Below are 16,883 nucleotides of genomic sequence, written 5' to 3' on the forward strand. Positions count from 1 at the left end.
TGGAAAAGTGCACAGCCACATCCTTCGGTCCGAGGGGTACCGACCGGTACCATCCCGCCCTATCGGGCCCGCTCTATCGGGAGTTACCCATGGGACGTTCGATCGGCGCGGTGGTTGCCATCGCGGCGAGTCTGCTCCTGGCCGCACCGGGCCCCGCCGGCGCCGCCGGCGCGGCCGATCCGCTGTCGGTGACGGTCACTGTGGACGGTCAGTCGATCGCCGACCGTACCGTCGCGGTCGAGCCGTCCCGGCCGCTGGCGCTGGTGATCACCGCGGTCAACGGCGGCGACGTCGACCGGCAGGTGCGCAGCGTGCGGTTCTCGGGCACCGCGCTGGCGCTGACCTTCTTCGCTTACGACATCACCGCGCAGTACACCGTCCCGGCGCACAGCTCGGTCACCCGCACCCTCGTGCTGGACGTGGCCGACCTGGACGGGCAGGCGGTCGGCCTGCTGCCCGCGTCGGTGCAGCTGGTCGACCGCGACCGCGAGGTCATCGGCGGCGTCGCCACCGTCACCGACGTGCGCGGCTCGGTCTGGTCGGTCTACGGCGCGTTCGGCATCGGTGCGCTCGTGCTGACCGTCGTCGCGTGGGCTTCCGCGCTGCTCGCGCTGGCACGGCAACGGCTTTCGGTCAACCGGTGGCGTCGTGCGCTGCGGTTCGGGCCCGCGGGTATCGGCACCGGGCTGGTGGCCGTGGTGAGCCTGTCGGTGCTGCGCGTCGTCGCACCTGAACCGTTCGTGGAGCTCCCGGTGGTGCTCGGCGCGGGCTTGGCCGCCCTGCTGCTCGGTTATCTGACCCCGCACCCTGCAGGCGCACCCGCGGACGACGCGGACTATCACGGGGACCTGACGGTCGGTTTGACCACCGGTGTCCTCGACCCGGCGACGGGTCCGACGGAGGCCATGACGACCCGGCGGATGGACGGATGACCGTCACCGGAGGGCTCGCCACGGCCCTGCCGCAGTACGCGATCGGCGGCAAGATCGGGCACGGCGGCATGGGTGAGGTGTACGAGGGCGTGCACCGGTCGCTCGGCCGGCAGGTCGCGATCAAGCTGCTGCCGGCCGGCCTCGCGGGCGACGAAGGTGCCGACGCGCGGTTCGACCGCGAGGCTCGAGTGCTGGCCAGCCTCGACCACCCGCACATCGTGCCGGTCTACGACTACCTGCACACCGAGCACGGCAACCTGCTGGTGATGGAGAAGCTCGACGGCGGCACGGTGCACAGCCGCTTCCGCGCCGAGGGCCTGACCGCCGAGCAGACCTGCGCGATCGGCCTGGCGATGCTCGGCGGGTTGCACGCCGCGCACCGCGCCGGCGTGCTGCACCTGGACGTGAAGCCGAAGAACCTGTTGTTCGCCACCAGCGGCGTGATGAAGGTGGCCGACTTCGGCATCGCGCAAGTGGTGAGCGAAGGAGCCACCCTCGTCACGCACGCGGGCGAAGTGCTCGGCACCCCCGCCTACATCGCGCCCGAGCAGGCGATGGGCAACGCGCTCACCCCGGCCGCCGACATCTACGCGGCCGGGACCGTGTTGTACGAATTGCTGTGCGGCGAGTTGCCCTACGACCGCAGCAGCGGCGGGGTCGCGCTGATGCGCCAGCACATCTTCGCCGACCCCCGGCCGATCCCCGGCGTGCCGCGGCCGCTCGCCGAGGTCGTGATGCGCAGCATCGCCCGCGACCCGGCCGGCCGCTACCGGGACGCGGAGCACTTCGCGGTCGACCTCGCCCGCGCCGCCTCGATGGTGTTCGGTGCGGGCTGGCTGGACCGTGCGCGGGTTCCGGTGCACCTGGCGCCGCAGGTGGTCGCGGCGGCCGCGAGTGGCGGCGACGCGACCGCGCCGACCCGGCCGGTGCGTGCGCACGGACCCGACCCGACGGTGCAGGCCACCGCGATGGACCTGCGGGACCGGACGTTGATCCCGGCGCGGGAGTTGATCACCGGACGACGTCGTGGGCCGCTGGCGCCCGCGCTGGGGGCGTTCGCGGCGCTGATCGCGCTCGTCGTGCTGGTCGTCACGACGCCGAAAACCGTGGTGCACCAAGGGTTCGGTGGCCTCGCGGTGACCGGTGCGGACGCACTCGACCTGACCCGTGATGTCACCGTGTCCGGCGACGTGGGCGCGGCCAAGCCCAGCGAGGTGTCGTTGACGCTGTCCGCGGCGGGCGTCGACCTCGCCTCGGCATCCACGAGCGCGGTGAGCGTTCGCGGCAAACGGTTCGTGGCGGCGGTGCGGCTGCCCGCGGTGACCCGCTGGGTGGCCGGGGGAGCGGTGACCGGTGAGGTGACGGTGCGGCGGCCGGATCAGGTCGTGGTGACCAGCCGGCTGACCGTGCTGCCCGCGCAGCAGCCGCTGGCCAGCGTGATGGGCGCGGGGAGCCTGCTGATCGCGTTGTTCACGATCGCCTACCTGGAATCCTTGCTGCGTGGGTTGCGCCGCGGGTTGCGCCGCCGGTCCACCCCGTACGCGGCGGTGCCGCTCGGGTTGGTGTTCGGCGCCGCCGTGTGGTTGTTCGTGGGAACGCTCACCCGGCACGAGCCGGTGGTGGGCTACGCATTCGGCGCGGCGGCGCTGGGCGCGCTGGCCGCCGTCGGCGCTGTGCTCGCCACCCGGTTCGCCGCCGACCGCGGGCGGTAGCGTCGACGTGATCGTGCACGCCGCGGTGCGCAACCGAAGGGGGAGACGGTGGCCAAGGTCTATCGGGTCAACGCGGGCACGCGCCTGGTCAACCGCGTCTTCGCGGCGATGACCCGGCTCGGCATCGGCAAGTCGTACCGCCACATCGTCACCGTCGCGGGCCGTCGGACGGGCACGCCCCGCTCGACGCCCGTCGACGTGATGAGCCGCGACGGGGAGCGATGGCTCGTGGCCGCTTACGGCCTCACCAACTGGGTGCGCAACGCCCGCGCCGCCGGTCAGGTCGAGCTGAGCCGCGGCGGCCGAACGCAGATCCTGCGGGTGACAGAGTTGAGCCCGAGCGAAAGCGTTCCCGTGCTGCGGCAGTACCTGCGGGAAGTGCCGGTGACCCGGCCCTACTTCGACGTGACGACCGAATCCCCGGACGAGGACATCGCCGCCGACGCGGCGCGGCACCCGGTCTTCCGGCTCGACGCTCCCCTCCCCGGAGCCGAACCCGGTCCTCTCGAGTAACAGTCGGGTGTGCTGCGTGCGGCACGCGACTACGTCACAGGCGGGTCAGGGTCAGCATGGAGTGGCCCAGCGGCGTCAACGAGTGGATCACGGAATTGGCCAGCCGCCTGCTGGTGAGCAGGCCGGCGTCGCGCAGGACGTGGATGTGCTCGCTGGCCGACGACGGGGCCATTTTGAGCCTGCGCGCCAGTTCACTGGTCGTGCTGTGCCGGCCGACCGACGCGAGCCGTTGCTTGCGGCTACTCCCGAGGCTCGTTCGACACAGAAGCGGGCCCCGGAAAGGTGCCTGAAATGTGACACCCTGACCAGGTCTTTCCCAAGTAGTTCGCGCCAAGGTCATCCGTGCTCGGTCAGGCCACCCAGGCCAGGAATCCAGCTAGGGACCACTGGCACCCCCGTGGGGATGCCGGTCTTGCCGCCGCTCCCGGACTGCGGCTTGACGTCGCCAGTCGTCGATACTGGCCGGCTTGCCCGGTCGTGTGCGGAGTGGTGGTTTGTTGTCGACCTGGCGGGGTTGGCGGTGCGGTTCGGCTTCGGCGACTGGTCGAGACCAGGGATGGCAGCTTCGGTTCGGCGTGGGGTCTGTGGCATGACGACGCTGCGCCCCTGTTCCTCTTGAGCCCCGCGGCCGTCGTCGGGGTCATGGCCAATGATGACGACGCACGCGGCGGTGGCCACCAGTGCGGCAGCAGCGCCGACGCCCTTTCGGGCGGGGGTCATGGTCGTGATCCGGCGGGCCCGCGCACCACGGACCTTGTCCGTCCGCTCAGCGCCGGCAGGGGAGCGTTCGTGATCTCGTTCCCGGTCGAGCAACTCGGCAACCGTTGGCCGGCGGGTCGGCCGCCCGGGTGTGGGATGGTCTTCGGGCTCCTCGTGATGTGTGTACAGGTAAAGCATTGGTACCCCTACCTGTGTTAGCGCGACGCAGATCGTGTGGACAGTACTGGTGAGGACGCGATGGGGCCCAGGCCTTGTCCGGGATCGGCCACGGTCACGGCAGCGGCCGAGGCATCTAGTTTATGGTATGACCTTAACTGGTCACGATCAAGCTGTCGTCGAGATCGACGCAATGGTCGAGCACGAGATCAGCGGGCCAACTGCTCCGGATCGACATGTGCGCCAACGTGGCTTCTCTGTCCGAACAGGACCACCCCGGAGTGCGTGCTGAGAACAAGTCTGTGGTAGCCGCGATTTCCGCGTGCGGCATGGTTGTCTTCGACGCGGGTTCGCGCGTGACCGAATGCGGACACTCTGTCACACGCATTACGACTCCCATGGCAGTCTCCGCTAGGAATCTGTTGTCGGGGAAGGACTTCAATGCGAAAACGCTTCATGACTGCTCTGGTGCTGAGCGCCACAACCGCACTGGCGTGCGGAACGGTTGGGATCGCGACAGCGGGAGTCGGGTCCACCTCGGACGAGCCTTGCACGTCCTCCGGGGACTGCAGAAACCAGATCTCCCTCGCAGAGGGGTCATCCCTGCCTTACTTCGGCACGTTCCCGCTCTCCGGCGCAAGCGCCGCCACCCAGGCGATCGTCGTGGTGCACGGCACCGGCCGCGACGGGGCGAGCTACTTCGACCGCATGGTCACCGCCGCCACGGACGCGCAGGTTCTGGACACTACGGAGATCATCGCCCCGCTCTTCCAAACCAAGGACGACGATCCCGACCACGGCGACGCGTACTGGACCAACGGCGACGCGACCTCGTGGAAGGACGGTGGGGACTCTGTCGATGGCTCGTCCGTCAGTTCCTTCACGGTGATGGACGAGATCCTCGCCAAGCTCAGTGACCGGTCAGCCTTTCCCAACCTGCGGTCGATCACGCTGACCGGGCACTCCGCGGGCGGTCAGTTCACCCAGCGTTACGCGGCCGGCGGCGATGCTCCCGATGACCTGGAGGTGCCGGTCAGGTTTGTTCCCATGAACCCGTCGTCGTACCTGTACTTCGACCGGGACCGGCCGGTGGATGTGGGTCAACCGGAGAGGTGCTCTGAGTACAACGACTACAAGTACGGTCTCGATCACCGCAATGCGTACATGAGCCGGTTGGATGCGCAGGCACTCGCGTCCCGGTACACCGCCCGTCACGTGACTTATGTGCTCGGTGAAGCTGATACGACCGACAGCCACGGCATGGACGATTCCTGTATGGCGATGGCACAAGGCCCGAATCGCTTGGCACGCGGCAAGGCGTACTTCGAGCAGTTGCACAGGGAGCATCCGGACGCGCAACACGAACTCGTCACCGTTGCGAATGTGGGACACGATGGTGGCGCCATGTTCGATTCTCCCGAGGGTCGGCAGGTGCTGTTCGGTGATGCGACGCCCGCGCCCACCACGACTTCATCGACAGCGGCGCCTACGTCGACCACCACTCTTGTGCCCACCACAACCTCGACGACTACAACTGACTCGACCCCGCCTTCGTCCGGTGAGTGCACGGTGCATGTGCCGAACCCGGACGACCTCGGCACGGTCCAGCCCGGCGACGTCGTGTGCTTCGACGGTGACCTGTCCGGCGACCGGTTGCGGCTGACCAAGGGCGGCACGGCCGAAGCGCCGGTCACCTACCTCGGCAAAGACGGCCAAGCCGTTGGCGGCATCGACATCGAGGGCTCGTTCATCGCGGTCGACGGCTACACAATGGACGGTCCGTCGGCGCCAGGCGTCGAGCTGACCGGCGATCACCTCACGCTGCAGAACACGCACGTCAGCAATCCCACCGGCGGCGACGGCGACGGCATCCGCTTCTTCGGCACCGACCTGGTCATCCGGCACAACGTCGTGCACGGCACCAGCAACGACAACGGGCACGCCGACTGCATGCAGACTTTCGCCAGCGACACCCCGGCCAGCCACGACGTGCTGATCGAGGGCAACCGGTGCGAGGACATCGACAACATGGGCCTGATGGCCGAAGGCCCCAACGACGGCGAAGGCGACGGCGAGGGCCACACCTACAACATCACGTTGAAGGACAACTACTACCTGAGCAAGCAGGCGTCGCAGGAGATCATGGTCGAGGACGTCCAGCACCTCACGCTGACCGGCAACACCTTCGACGGCGGCGTGGACCACGCCATCGGCCTGGACATCGGTTCCACCGACGCGCACATCGACGACAACAACGCCTTCAGCCCGGACATCTCCTGCAAGGTAGGCATCGACGACACCTCCCGCGACGGTTACCAAGGCCCGGAACCGGAGTGCGGTCCCTGAGCGCGCGTGTCAAGCGGCCGGCCGGATTTCGCCCGGCCGGCCACTGGCGGGCGGGGTCGTGAAGTTCTTCGCACGCACCGAGGAACTACAGCGGGCGATCGGACGGTTCTCGTTGTTCGTGGGCCGAAAGCGACGCTCGTCACTATCGCGATGCGCCCCGGACCCGCTGCCGGGCGATGATCAACTTCATGATTTGTGCGGTGCCGTCGCCGATCTGCAGGCCGAGCAGGTCTCGCATGCGTTGTTCGAAGGGCAGGTCCGTGGTGGAGTAGGCGCCGTGGCCGTGGGTGAGCAGGCACGTGTTGACGACGTCGTAGGCGAGTTTCGGGCCCCACCACTTGCACATGGCCGCTTCCGCGGTGTGTGGTCGGCCGTTGTCCTTGAGCCACAACGTGTGCAGGCACTGCAGCCGGGCCGCGGCGAGCTGGGTCTCGGCCTCGGCGAGGGGGAACGACACGCCTTGGTGTTCCCACAGCTTGGCGCCCATGCTGGCGCGCTGCCTCGTGTATGCCCAGGTCTCGTCCAGCGACTGGCGGGCGACCGCGAGGCACAGCAGGCCGAGCAGCGCCCTGCTGTAGTCGAAGCCCTGCATCACCTGGACGAAGCCCTTGTTCTCGGCGCCGAGAAGGTGGCTGGCGGGCACCCGCACCTCGTCGAAGTGCAGTGAGCCGCGGCCGACGCAGCGGTTGCCGTGGTCGTCGAACCCGGTGCGGGTCAGGCCGGGGGAGTCCATCGGCACGAAGAACGCGCTGATGCCGTGCGCCCGGGATTCCGGGGTGCCGGTGCGGGCGAACACGACGGAGAACGCGGCCTGGGTGGCCATGGTGATCGACGTCTTCTCGCCGGTCAGCACGTAGTCGTCGCCGTCACGTCGGGAGCGCAAGGACAGGGTGGCCGCATCGGAGCCGCCGCCGGGCTCGGTCAGGGCGATCGACGGCAGGATCTCGCCGCGCAGCATCCGTTCGATCCACGGTTCGACGACCTCGGGTCGGCCGTGTTCGCGGAGGATTTGGCCGACGAGGGAGGCGTTGATCGACACGTAGCCGATGTTCATGTCGTGGGCGAACAACGCCTCGACGACGAGACCGGCGGTCAGGCAGTCCAGGCCGAGACCACCGAGCCGCTCGGGGAACTCGACGCCGAAGAAGCCGAGCTTGCCCATCTCGGCGATGAGATCCATGTCCATGGTGGCGGTGCGATCGCGGTGCCGGTAGCCGGGCGCGAGGTGCTCGGCGCCGAACTCGCGGGCCGCCGAGACGAGGTCCTGTTGCTGTTCGGTGAGCGCGAACTCCACCTCTCAGCGCTCCTCGATGGCGGTCTGCCGCAGCTTGAACTTCTGGATCTTGCCGGACGCGGTCATCGGCAGCTCGTCCACCAGCACAAGTCGCTCCGGCAGTTTGTGCGGGGCGATGTGCCGCTCGGCGCGCAGGAACCCGGTGATCTCCGCCAACGTGGGCGTGCTGCCCTTGCGCGGCACCACGACCGCGCACGCCTTCTCCCCGAGCCGGTCGTCCGGATAGCCCACGACCGCGACCTGCGCGACGTCGGGGTGTGCGATCACGTGGCTCTCCACCTCGGCGGCGCTGATGTTCGTGCCACCGCGGATGATGATGTCCTTGAGTCGTCCTGTGACCCGCAGATAGCCCTCGGCGTCCAGGCGGCCGAGGTCGCCGGTGTGGTGCCAGCCCTCGCCGTCGATCGTCGCGGCCGTGCGCTCCGGGTTGCGCCAGTAGCCGAGCACGGCGCCCGGGCCCCAGTAGCAGATCTCGCCTTCCTCGCCGGTCGGTACGTCGTCGCCATCCGCTCCGACCAGCTTGATGCGCACGCCTTGCAACGCGGGACTGCCGTCGGATCCGGCGCGTCGTTCGATCGAGTCGCCGAGGTGGCAGCAGGTGGCGGCCAGGACCTCGGAACACCCGTAGAGCGGCATGAGTGCCCCGCCGGCGAACGTCTCCTCGAACTCTCGGGCGAGGGCTTCGGGAATGGGCGCGCCGGCGCAGAGCCAGAACCGCATGGACGAGAGGTCCCGCCCGGAGCCGGGTGCCGCGTCGAGCGCCATCCGGACGAACGGGGTCGCGGTCGCAGTGGTGGTGCACCGGTACTGCTCTATGCGCTTGAGGCCCTCGTTCGGTTCCCAGATGTCGATCAGGTGCGTTTCCGCGCCGACGGCCAGCGGCACGAGCACGCCGACGAGGAGCCCGGTCGCGTGGGCCACCGGGGACGGCATGAACATCACGTCGTCCGGGGTCATCTCGAACACGTCCGTGGCAAGGCCGCGACCACTGAAGTCGATGGTGTTCCAGGTGTGCACGCAGCCCTTGGCGGTCGACTCCGTGCCCGAGGTGTAGACGATCGCGTGGGGAGCGTCGGGGTCCGGGTGCGGCCCGAGTTCGTCCGCCGCCGGCACTGCCGAGCACGCCTCGTCGAACGCGAGTTCGTCCGCGCCGGCGCTGCCACGCGCGATCACCAGCGTCCGCAGTTGCGGGAGCTCGGCACGCAGAGTGCGGAACAGCTCGGCGTGGTCGAAGTTGCGGAACCGGCCGGTGGTGATCGCCGCGACGGCACCCGAGTCGCGCAGCACGTGGGCGACCTCGGCCTCGCGGTACACGGTCATGATCGGCACGAGCACCGCGCCGAGCCGGGTGATCGCGAGGTAGGACACGATGAACTCGGCCCAGTTCGGCAGTTGCACGACGACTCGGTCGCCGCGGGCGACTCCGTTGCGCGCCAGGGTCGCGGCCAACCCGTAGGCCTGCTCGCGGACGGTCGCGTAGTCGAGTTCGACGCTGCCGTCGGAGACGAAACGCTTGGTGGGGTTCTCCTCGGCCCAGCGGTCGAGCAGCGCCGCGGCCGAGCCGTCGCGCCACCAGCCCCGCTCGTGGAACTCCCGGATCGCCTCCGGCCGATACCGGTCCGTGACCGTGGGGGACGGAACCACGTCGACTGCGCTCATGACCTACTCCCGCGTCGTTGCGAGCTGGGGACACCGGGATGCTAGCCAGAAAAGGTTTATAGTTGCAATGGTCAGTCCAAAAGAGCACGCAGGGTAGCAGGAGGTACGCATGCCGTTGGTGCGCTGGGAAGTCCGCGAGCCCGGAATCGGCTATGTCACGCTCGACTCGCCGTCGACGCGCAACGCGCTCGGCGACGAGCTGCTCGACCAGCTGCTGGACGTGCTGGAATGCGCCCGCACGGACGACAGTGTGCGGGTCGTCGTGCTGGGCTCCAGCCACGACCGCGTGTTCTCCGCCGGCGGCGATCTGAAGGCGTTCGCCGGTGAAGTCTCCCCGGTGCAGCGGCATACGGGCCTGGACCGGTTCCCGCGGCTGTTCGCGTTGCTGGGGGAGCTGGGCAAGCCGGTGGTGTGCGCGGCGGGTGGCGACGTGCTCGCCGGTGCTTTCGGGCTGGCGCTGGCATGCGACCTGGTGGTGGCCCGGCGTGGGGTGCGCTTCGGCTGCCCGGAGATCAACGTCGGGGTCTTCCCGTTCATGATCTCCGCGTTGATCGACCGCACCATCGGCCGGTTGAAGGCGAACGAGCTGATGATGCTGGGCGAGTTGATCGACGCCGACGAGGCGCTGCGCCTCGGGCTGGTGAACATCGTGGTCGACGCCGAGGACTTCGACGCCACCGTGCTTGCCTGGGCCCGGCGGCTGGCCGCGAAGTCGCCGCTGCTGATGCGGATGGGCAAGGACGCACTCGCCGCCACCCGCGACCTGCCGCGACGCGACGCGCTGGACACCCTGCGCGGCCGGCTCGCCCTGGCACTGACCACAGAGGACATCGTCGAAGGGGTCAACGCGTTCCGCGACAAGCGCGCACCGAACTGGTCGATGCGGTGATCGACCTCGAGACGCTCACCCTCTCGGTTACCGACCGGATGGCGGTGCTGACGGTGAACCGGCCCGGGCGGATGAACTCCATGACCGTCCGGATGTTCACCGAATTCGGGCTCGTCGCGGAAGCGTTGCGGGACACCGAGGTGCGAACGCTCGTCATCACCGGGGCGGGTGATCGCGCGTTCTGCGCCGGCTTCGACCTCGACGAGATCCATGTCATCGCGGACATGACCGTGCGCGAGTTCCTGCGCTTCCAGGAGACGGCGACCGGCGGGCTCGCCGCACTGCACACGTTGCCGTTCCCGGTGATCGCGGCGATCAACGGCGCCGCGTCCGGTGGCGGACTGTCGCTCGCGTTGGCGGCCGATCTGCGGCTCGCCGTGCCGACCGCCACATTCCGTGCGCCCTTCACCAAGGTCGGCCTGTCGGTCGGCGACCTGGGCACGTCATGGTTGCTGCCCCGGCTGATCGGGACTGGCCGGGCGGCCGAACTGGTGTACACGGCGCGCCCGCTCGACGCGGCCGAGGCTGAGCGGATCGGTCTGGTCAACCGCGTCGTCCCGGCCGAATCGCTGATGGCGACGGTCGTGGAGTTGGCCGAGAGCATCCAGGCACATTCGTCCGCCGGCATCGGTAGGTCGAAGCGCGCGCTGCTGCACAACCAGGAGGGCTCGTACTCGACCGCTCTGCACACGATCTGACGTGCCGATCAGTCGGCGACGTGGACGATCGCCGTCGCCTGGACCACTGGCTTGCCCTCGACCGAGGCGGTCAGTGTCAAGTTCGCCAGCCGCTCCGCGGGGTCGACACCGTTCACCTCGCCGGCGAACGTGAGCGTGTCACCGGGCCGCACCGGTGCGACGAACCGGACCTCGAGCTCACGCAGATGCTCGACGCCGCACCAGTCGGCCAGCCACCCGGCCAGCATGCCCGCCTGCAGCTGGCCCATCGCGATCACGCCTGGGTAGCCGGCCGCCGCCGCGAACTCCGGGTCGTGGTGCAGCGGGTTGAAGTCGCCGCCCGCGCCCGCGAACCGGACGATGTCCGTCGCCGTGATCGGGCCGACCGACGCCGGCGCCACGTGGCCGCCCACCGAGACCCGCACCGGCGCCCTCATCCTTGAAGTCCCTTCTCCAGCACGGTTTCGATCAGCTCGACGACGGACTCGCCGGTGTCGTCGCGGAAGTCGGTCGCCAGGGTGATCACCCGCAGCGTCCCCTTGCTTGTGGAGCGGGTCTCGTCGCCAACGATCCGGCGGGTGCCGTGTAGCCGGTCACCCGCGACCAGCGGCCGACGGTACCGCCACCGCACGGTGCCGACCACGACCCGCTCCAGCGCCAACCCCAGCTTGGCGATCATCGCCCCCTGGTCGCGGTGGTGCCCGCAGACCATGACATGGGTGGCGGTGGCGAGCACGTCGGTGAACCCGGCCGCGTGTGCCGCGGCCGGATCGGTGTGGCGCCGATCGGTGGTCCTCGTCGCGCGGGTGAACTCCCTGATCTTGCCTGCCTCCACCGGGAACGCGACCTCGTCCACCACGTCACCGACTACCGGAGTTGTCATGAGCACCGCCTGCCATTGTGCTTTTGGTCTGACCTATAGCATAGTATGGCCGGACGACGAGGGGAGTAGCCGTGGACCTCGCGGACACGCCGCAGGAGGCCGAGTTCCGGGCCCGAGCCCGGGCGTGGCTCGCCACCGCCGTCGCCGAACTGCCCTGGCCGGAACCGGTGGACCTCAAGGACAAGCTGCCGTTCTGGCGGCAGTGGCAGCGGGCGCTGTTCGACGGCGGGTACGCCGGGCTGTCGTGGCCCCGCGAGTACGGCGGCCAGGGCGTGGACGCCAAGATCCGGGCCATCTTCACCGAGGAGGCCGACCGCGCGGGCGCACCGGACCGGTTGAACACGGTGGGCGAGGACTTCGCGGGCCCGACGATCGTCCAGTTCGGCACCGAGGCGCAGAAGGAGCGGTTCCTGCGGCCGATCCTCACCGGTGACGAGTTGTGGTGCCAGTTGTTCTCCGAGCCCGAGGCGGGTTCGGACCTGGCATCGTTGCGCACCAAGGCGATCCGGGCGGACGGCGGCTGGCGCGTCGACGGCCAGAAGATCTGGACCAGCCGCGCGCACCTCGCCACGAACGCGATCCTGCTCGCCCGCACCGGCGGCGGACCGCGGCACAAGGGCATCACCTACATCCTGCTGCCCATGGACAGCCCTGGCGTGACCGTGCGGCCACTGGCCCACATGCTCGGCGAGGCCGAGTTCAACGAGGTGTTCCTCGACGACGTGTTCATTCCCGACGAGCTCGTGCTCGGCGCGGTCGATGGTGGCTGGCGCGTAGCCATGGCCACGCTGGCGTTCGAGCGGGTCGCGATCGCGACCGGGCGGGTGAACACCAAACGGGCCGCCGACGACATCGTTGCCGATGTGCGGTCCATGACGGGCGCCGACGGCAGTCCGCTGGGAGCTGATCCCTTGGTTCGGCAGCAGGTCGCCGATCTCTACGCCCGTGCCCTCGTCCACCACGCCATCAGCCAGCGCGTGCTGACCATCGCCGCCGACGGCGGCCCACCCGGCCCGGTCACCTCCATCGGGAAGCTCTACTTCTGCCCGCTGGTGCAGGACCTCGCCGACTTCCGCCAGTCGCTGGGTGAGCTGGGCGGTCAGCTGGCGCCGCACGAGCAGCCCGAACGCGACGCGCGGTGGCAGCGGCTGGCCTACCAGGCCCGGGGCACGGCGATCGCCGGCGGCTCGACCTTCATCCAGCGCAACATCGTCGCCGAGCGGATGCTCGGGATGCCGAGGAGCTGACGCCATGACGGGGTATGTGTGGACGCCCACCGCGGACTACGTCGAGCACGCCAACGTGACCCGACTCGCCCGCGCCCACGGCATCGCGGGCATCGACGAGTTGCGGGCCCGCTCGGTCGCCGACATCGGCTGGTACTGGAACGCCGTGGTCGAGGACCTGGGCCTGCCCTTCAGCTCGCCGTACGAGTCCGTTGTGGACCTGAGCCGAGGCATCACGGACCCGGACTGGTTTCCCGGCGGCGAGCTGAACATCGTCGACGCTTGCTTGACGCGATGGTTGCACGACCCCGAACGGTGCGACCAGTTCGCGTTGATCCACGAAACCGAGGCAGGCGATCGTGCGGCGCTCACCTTCGCCGAACTCGCCGATCGCGTGGCCGCCGTCGCCGCCGGGCTGCGCAAGCTGGGCGTGCGGCGGGGCGACGCCGTCGCGCTCTACCTGCCGATGCGACCCGAGGCCGTCATCGCCTGCTACGCCATCGCCTGGCTGGGCGCGGTGCTCGTGCCGTTGTTCTCCGGATTCGCACCCGCGGCCATCGCCGCCCGGATCGCCGACGCCGACGTCACCACCGTGATCGTCGCGAAGTCGACCGTGCGGCGCAGGCGCACCGTGCCGATGGCGCCGTCGGTGCGCGAGGCGGTGCGGTCGTGCCCGTCGGTGAAGAACGTCGTCGTGGTAGGCACGCCCGCGCCAGGCGAGACCGCCTGGAACGACCTGCTCGCGGCCGGCGCCGATGCTGTTCCGGCCGAGCGGATGGCCGCCACCGACACGCTGTTGCTGGCCTACACCTCCGGCACCACGGGCCGCCCCAAGGGCGCCGTCCACACCCACGCCGGGTTCCTCGTCAAGACCGCCAGCGAGGTCGCCTACTCCTTCGACCTGGGACCGGGCGGACGGTTCTGCTGGATCACCGACATGGGCTGGATCATGGGTCCGCTGTCCATTGTGGGCACTCACGCCAACGGTGGGACGCTGGTGCTCTACGAAGGCTCGCCCGACGTCCCCGACCTCGATCGGCTCTGGCGCCTGGTCGAGGGCAACGAAGTGACGATGCTCGGCGTGTCGCCGACCTTGATCCGCACGATCCGCTCCAGCGCCGCGCCGGCCGCGCCCATCGCGGAGCGATTCGACCTGTCATCGGTGCACACCCTGGGCTCGACGGGGGAGCCGTGGGACGAGGACTCCTACGACTGGCTCGCTCGCGACGTGTTCCACAGCCGGGTACCGGTGATCAACTTCTCGGGTGGCACCGAGGTGGGCGGCTCGTTCCTCGCGCCGTATCCCGTCGAGCCGATCGGCAGCCGGTCACTGGGCGGCCCGTCGCTGGGCATGGACGTCGACGTGGTCGACGAGGCAGGCAATCCCGTACGCGGCAAGGTCGGTGAACTGGTGTGCCGGCAGCCGTGGCCGGCCATGACCCGGGGCATCTGGCGGGACCGCGAGCGCTACCTGGCGGCCTATTGGTCGACGTTTCCCGGGATGTGGCGTCACGGCGACCACGCGTTGATCGACGAGGACGGGCAGTGGTTCCTGGTGGGGCGCTCCGACGACGTGATGAACGTGGCGGGCAAGCGGCTCGCGCCCGCCGAGGTCGAGGCTGTCCTGATCGCGCACCCGGCGGTGGCCGAGGCGGCCGCGGTCGGCGTGCCGGACGCCACCAAGGGCGAAGCGGTGTGGGTGTTCTGGGTGGCACGCACCGATGCCGATCTCGACGATGCCGACGACATCGGCGCGGTGTTGCGCGACCGGGTAGCGGCCGAGCTCGGCAAGCCGTTCGCGCCGAGCCGGGTGCAGCGGGTGACGCAACTGCCGAAGACCCGATCGGCGAAGATCATGCGGCGCGCCGTGCGTGCGGCGGCACTCGGGCAGGACCCCGGTGACCTCAGCGGCGCGGAGAACCCCGACGCCGTGCGGGCGATCCGCGCCGCGGTCGAAGGGTTCGCGGGATGAGCCGGTCAGTCCTGGTCGACCGCGATGGCGACGCGGTCGTCGACCTCGAGCGCGGCCGCGGCGTAGGAGTGCACGTGTCGGGTCATCCGGCGGGCGGCGGCGTCCGCGTCCTTCTCCTTGATGGCGCGGGTGACCGACCGGTGCGCCCGCGTGGCGAGGGCACGCACCTCGTCGTTGACGAAGCCCTCATTGTTCGTGGTGGTGTAGATGGCCCGCGACAACGCGATCATGACGCCGGTCAGGATCTCGTTGTGGCTCGCGATGGCCACGCCCACGTGCCAGTCGACGTTGGCCTGCAGGAACTCCTCGAGCGTCTTCGCCGCGGCGATCGTCTCGTTGGCCTTTTCGAGCACGCCCAGTTCACCGGCCGTGCGGTTGACCGCGGCGAGCCGGGCACAAGCGGGCTCGATGGCCTCGCGCGTCTCGTGCACGGAGGTGAGCCGGATCTGCCGGCCCCGGATCAGCAGCTCCAAGGAGTCGGCAACCGAATCTTCACCGGGCTTGCACACGAACGCGCCGCCGGCTCGGCCGGTCTTGATCCGCACCAAACCTTGGACCTCGAGGATGCGCAATGCCTCCCGGACGGTGGTGCGGCTCATCTTGGTCTGCAGCACCAGTTCCCGCTCCGGCGGGAGCGCGGAGCCCTCAGCGAACTCGCCGGACAGGATCCGCTCGCGGATCTCGGTGGCCAGCACATCGGATGCCTTGGGCACCGCCATCGGCGAAAGCCGGATCGCCGTCTGCGTGTCTTCCGCCGTCATGGCCACTCCCAGCAGCGATCGTCTAAAGGTCAGACCCAAAGTACCATCCCGGCGAGGAGCTGAACGCATGCGGTGGGAGTTGTCCGCGGAACAACAGGAATTCCAGTCGGTCCTGCGCGACTGGCTCGCCCGGCGGTGCCCGTCCTCGCGGGTACGGGCCTGGCTGGACAGCGGCGATCCGGCCGAGTTCGAGCAGGACTTCGCCGCCGAAGGCTGGTCGGCAGTGGGTTCGCCGGAGGCGCTCGGCGGCCAGGGCGGTGACCTGATCGAGCTGGCGCTGGTCGCGGAGGAACTGGGTCGTTGCGCGGCGCCGTCGTCGGCGTGGCTGGGATCGGTTCTGGCCGTACCCGTCCTCGCGTCGACGCCGGACGTCGCCAAGGAGTTGCTGGCCGACAACGTCACGACGGTGCCAGTGGTGTCGTGCGATGGGCCGCCTGCCGGACACGCGTTGGTCGAAAGCGGCCACGGCATCACCGGCTCCGTCCGGGCGGTGCTCGGCGCGGACCGGGCGACGCGGTTGCTGGTCCCGGTGCGGAACTCCGGCTTCGTGCTGGTCGACACGGAAAGTGCTGGGGTCGTCGTGCGCAGGCGTCAGCCGACCGACCGCAGCCGCAGCGTCGCAGACGTCGAACTCGCTGCCGTGCAAGGCACTGCTGTGGATGCTGAGGTCGGCGTGCTGGCGGACATGGCGTCGCGGGCGGCCGTGCTGATCTCCGCCGACGCGCTCGGTGTCGCCGAGCGGTTGCTGGCCATGACCGTCGAATACAGCTTGCAGCGCAAGCAGTTCGGCGTGCCGATCGGCTCGTTCCAGGCCGTGAAGCACGCGGCCGCCGAGATGCTCGTGACCGTTGAGGCCGCGCGTTCGATCGTCTACATGGCCGCGGCTTCCGTGCAGGCCGGACACCCGGAGGCGGCTCTGCGCGCGGCCGCGGCCAAGGCGCAGGTGACCGCGCGGGTGTCGGCGCTGGCCGACACCGCGCTCACGTTGCACGGCGCGATCGGCTACACGTGGGAGCACGACCTGCAGCTCTACTTCAAGCGGGCGAAGCTCACGGAGCGCCTGTTCGGCTCGCCCTCGACCTGGAACGAACGCATAGCAACAGAACTGGCCCTGGTGCCGTAGCTCACCGCGGTCTGTCTTTT

General features: G+C 69.5%; 15 protein-coding genes. 9 read left to right on the plus strand and 6 right to left on the minus strand.

Features of this window, described 5'->3' with window-relative positions; translation table 11 throughout:
- Positions 1 to 89 precede the first annotated feature (89 nt).
- Genes EV186_RS33110 through EV186_RS33120 form a run of 3 tightly spaced genes read left to right on the plus strand, consistent with a single transcriptional unit; the run spans position 90 to position 3,157 of the window.
- Positions 90 to 932: a hypothetical protein gene (locus EV186_RS33110; RefSeq protein ID WP_208115907.1), complete on the plus strand. Its 843-nt coding sequence runs from the start codon at positions 90 to 92 to the stop codon at positions 930 to 932.
- Complete coding sequence (locus tag EV186_RS33115; RefSeq protein WP_133853455.1) at positions 929 to 2,644, plus strand: serine/threonine-protein kinase; 1,716 nt, start codon at positions 929 to 931, stop codon at positions 2,642 to 2,644. The genes EV186_RS33110 and EV186_RS33115 overlap by 4 nt, the downstream gene beginning before the upstream one ends.
- 48 nt (positions 2,645 to 2,692) lie before the next feature.
- Positions 2,693 to 3,157 carry a nitroreductase family deazaflavin-dependent oxidoreductase gene (locus tag EV186_RS33120; RefSeq protein WP_133853456.1) on the plus strand — a complete coding sequence of 155 codons (465 nt, stop codon included), beginning with the start codon at positions 2,693 to 2,695 and terminating at the stop codon, positions 3,155 to 3,157.
- 34 nt (positions 3,158 to 3,191) lie between these two features.
- Here EV186_RS33120 and EV186_RS40620 read toward each other — a convergent pair whose 3' ends face one another.
- Positions 3,192 to 3,497: a helix-turn-helix domain-containing protein gene (locus tag EV186_RS40620; protein WP_133853457.1), complete on the minus strand. Its 306-nt coding sequence runs from the start codon at positions 3,495 to 3,497 to the stop codon at positions 3,192 to 3,194.
- Positions 3,498 to 4,696: 1,199 nt separating this feature from the next.
- Here EV186_RS40620 and EV186_RS40315 point away from each other — a divergent pair.
- Complete coding sequence (locus EV186_RS40315) at positions 4,697 to 6,379, plus strand: right-handed parallel beta-helix repeat-containing protein (protein ID WP_243754426.1); 1,683 nt, start codon at positions 4,697 to 4,699, stop codon at positions 6,377 to 6,379.
- A gap of 142 nt (positions 6,380 to 6,521) precedes the next feature.
- Here EV186_RS40315 and EV186_RS33135 read toward each other — a convergent pair whose 3' ends face one another.
- The gene (locus EV186_RS33135; RefSeq protein ID WP_133853458.1) at positions 6,522 to 7,673 is read right to left on the minus strand and encodes an acyl-CoA dehydrogenase family protein; all 1,152 of its coding nucleotides are present in this window, start codon (positions 7,671 to 7,673) and stop codon (positions 6,522 to 6,524) included.
- Between the two features lie 3 nt (positions 7,674 to 7,676).
- On the minus strand, positions 7,677 to 9,332 hold the full coding sequence (locus EV186_RS33140) for an AMP-binding protein (RefSeq protein WP_133853459.1): 1,656 nt from the start codon (positions 9,330 to 9,332) through the stop codon (positions 7,677 to 7,679).
- A gap of 109 nt (positions 9,333 to 9,441) precedes the next feature.
- On the opposite strand from EV186_RS33140, the gene EV186_RS33145 reads away from it, so the two are divergent.
- A complete protein-coding gene (locus EV186_RS33145; RefSeq protein WP_133853460.1) occupies positions 9,442 to 10,221 on the plus strand; it encodes an enoyl-CoA hydratase/isomerase family protein in 780 nt (259 codons plus the stop codon).
- Positions 10,218 to 10,919 (plus strand): enoyl-CoA hydratase/isomerase family protein, encoded by a 702-nt coding sequence (locus EV186_RS33150; RefSeq protein WP_208115908.1) that lies wholly within the window; start codon positions 10,218 to 10,220, stop codon positions 10,917 to 10,919. Before EV186_RS33145 ends, EV186_RS33150 begins: the two co-directional genes overlap by 4 nt.
- An 8-nt stretch (positions 10,920 to 10,927) precedes the next feature.
- On the opposite strand, the gene EV186_RS33155 is transcribed toward EV186_RS33150, so the two are convergent.
- Positions 10,928 to 11,335 carry a MaoC family dehydratase gene (locus EV186_RS33155; protein WP_133853461.1) on the minus strand — a complete coding sequence of 136 codons (408 nt, stop codon included), beginning with the start codon at positions 11,333 to 11,335 and terminating at the stop codon, positions 10,928 to 10,930.
- The gene (locus EV186_RS33160; RefSeq protein ID WP_133853462.1) at positions 11,332 to 11,781 is read right to left on the minus strand and encodes an FAS1-like dehydratase domain-containing protein; all 450 of its coding nucleotides are present in this window, start codon (positions 11,779 to 11,781) and stop codon (positions 11,332 to 11,334) included. The genes EV186_RS33155 and EV186_RS33160 overlap by 4 nt, the downstream gene beginning before the upstream one ends.
- A 71-nt stretch (positions 11,782 to 11,852) precedes the next feature.
- Between EV186_RS33160 and EV186_RS33165 the strand changes: the two genes are divergently transcribed.
- Complete coding sequence (locus EV186_RS33165) at positions 11,853 to 13,028, plus strand: acyl-CoA dehydrogenase family protein (RefSeq protein ID WP_133853463.1); 1,176 nt, start codon at positions 11,853 to 11,855, stop codon at positions 13,026 to 13,028.
- A 4-nt stretch (positions 13,029 to 13,032) separates the two neighbouring features.
- Complete coding sequence (locus tag EV186_RS33170; RefSeq protein ID WP_133853464.1) at positions 13,033 to 14,979, plus strand: AMP-binding protein; 1,947 nt, start codon at positions 13,033 to 13,035, stop codon at positions 14,977 to 14,979.
- A gap of 5 nt (positions 14,980 to 14,984) precedes the next feature.
- Here the strand turns inward: EV186_RS33170 and EV186_RS33175 are convergent, their stop codons facing one another.
- Positions 14,985 to 15,740, minus strand: a complete 756-nt coding sequence (locus EV186_RS33175; protein ID WP_208115909.1) for a FadR/GntR family transcriptional regulator — start codon at positions 15,738 to 15,740, stop codon at positions 14,985 to 14,987.
- Between the two features lie 67 nt (positions 15,741 to 15,807).
- On the opposite strand from EV186_RS33175, the gene EV186_RS33180 reads away from it, so the two are divergent.
- Positions 15,808 to 16,863, plus strand: a complete 1,056-nt coding sequence (locus EV186_RS33180; protein WP_133853465.1) for an acyl-CoA dehydrogenase family protein — start codon at positions 15,808 to 15,810, stop codon at positions 16,861 to 16,863.
- Positions 16,864 to 16,883: the final 20 nt, after the last annotated feature.

This window comes from Labedaea rhizosphaerae (genome assembly GCF_004362825.1).
Taxonomy (GTDB): Bacteria; Actinomycetota; Actinomycetes; order Mycobacteriales; family Pseudonocardiaceae; genus Labedaea; species Labedaea rhizosphaerae.

Coding starts and splice junctions, on each gene's coding strand:
- EV186_RS33175 (WP_208115909.1), bottom strand. CDS start 15,740: ATGACGGCGGAAGACACGCAGACGGCGATCCGGCTTTCGCCGATGGCG.
- EV186_RS33155 (WP_133853461.1), bottom strand. CDS start 11,335: ATGAGGGCGCCGGTGCGGGTCTCGGTGGGCGGCCACGTGGCGCCGGCG.
- EV186_RS33180 (WP_133853465.1), top strand. CDS start 15,808: ATGCGGTGGGAGTTGTCCGCGGAACAACAGGAATTCCAGTCGGTCCTG.
- EV186_RS33145 (WP_133853460.1), top strand. CDS start 9,442: ATGCCGTTGGTGCGCTGGGAAGTCCGCGAGCCCGGAATCGGCTATGTC.
- EV186_RS33140 (WP_133853459.1), bottom strand. CDS start 9,332: ATGAGCGCAGTCGACGTGGTTCCGTCCCCCACGGTCACGGACCGGTAT.
- EV186_RS33170 (WP_133853464.1), top strand. CDS start 13,033: ATGACGGGGTATGTGTGGACGCCCACCGCGGACTACGTCGAGCACGCC.
- EV186_RS33160 (WP_133853462.1), bottom strand. CDS start 11,781: ATGACAACTCCGGTAGTCGGTGACGTGGTGGACGAGGTCGCGTTCCCG.
- EV186_RS40620 (WP_133853457.1), bottom strand. CDS start 3,497: ATGACCTTGGCGCGAACTACTTGGGAAAGACCTGGTCAGGGTGTCACA.
- EV186_RS33115 (WP_133853455.1), top strand. CDS start 929: ATGACCGTCACCGGAGGGCTCGCCACGGCCCTGCCGCAGTACGCGATC.
- EV186_RS33110 (WP_208115907.1), top strand. CDS start 90: ATGGGACGTTCGATCGGCGCGGTGGTTGCCATCGCGGCGAGTCTGCTC.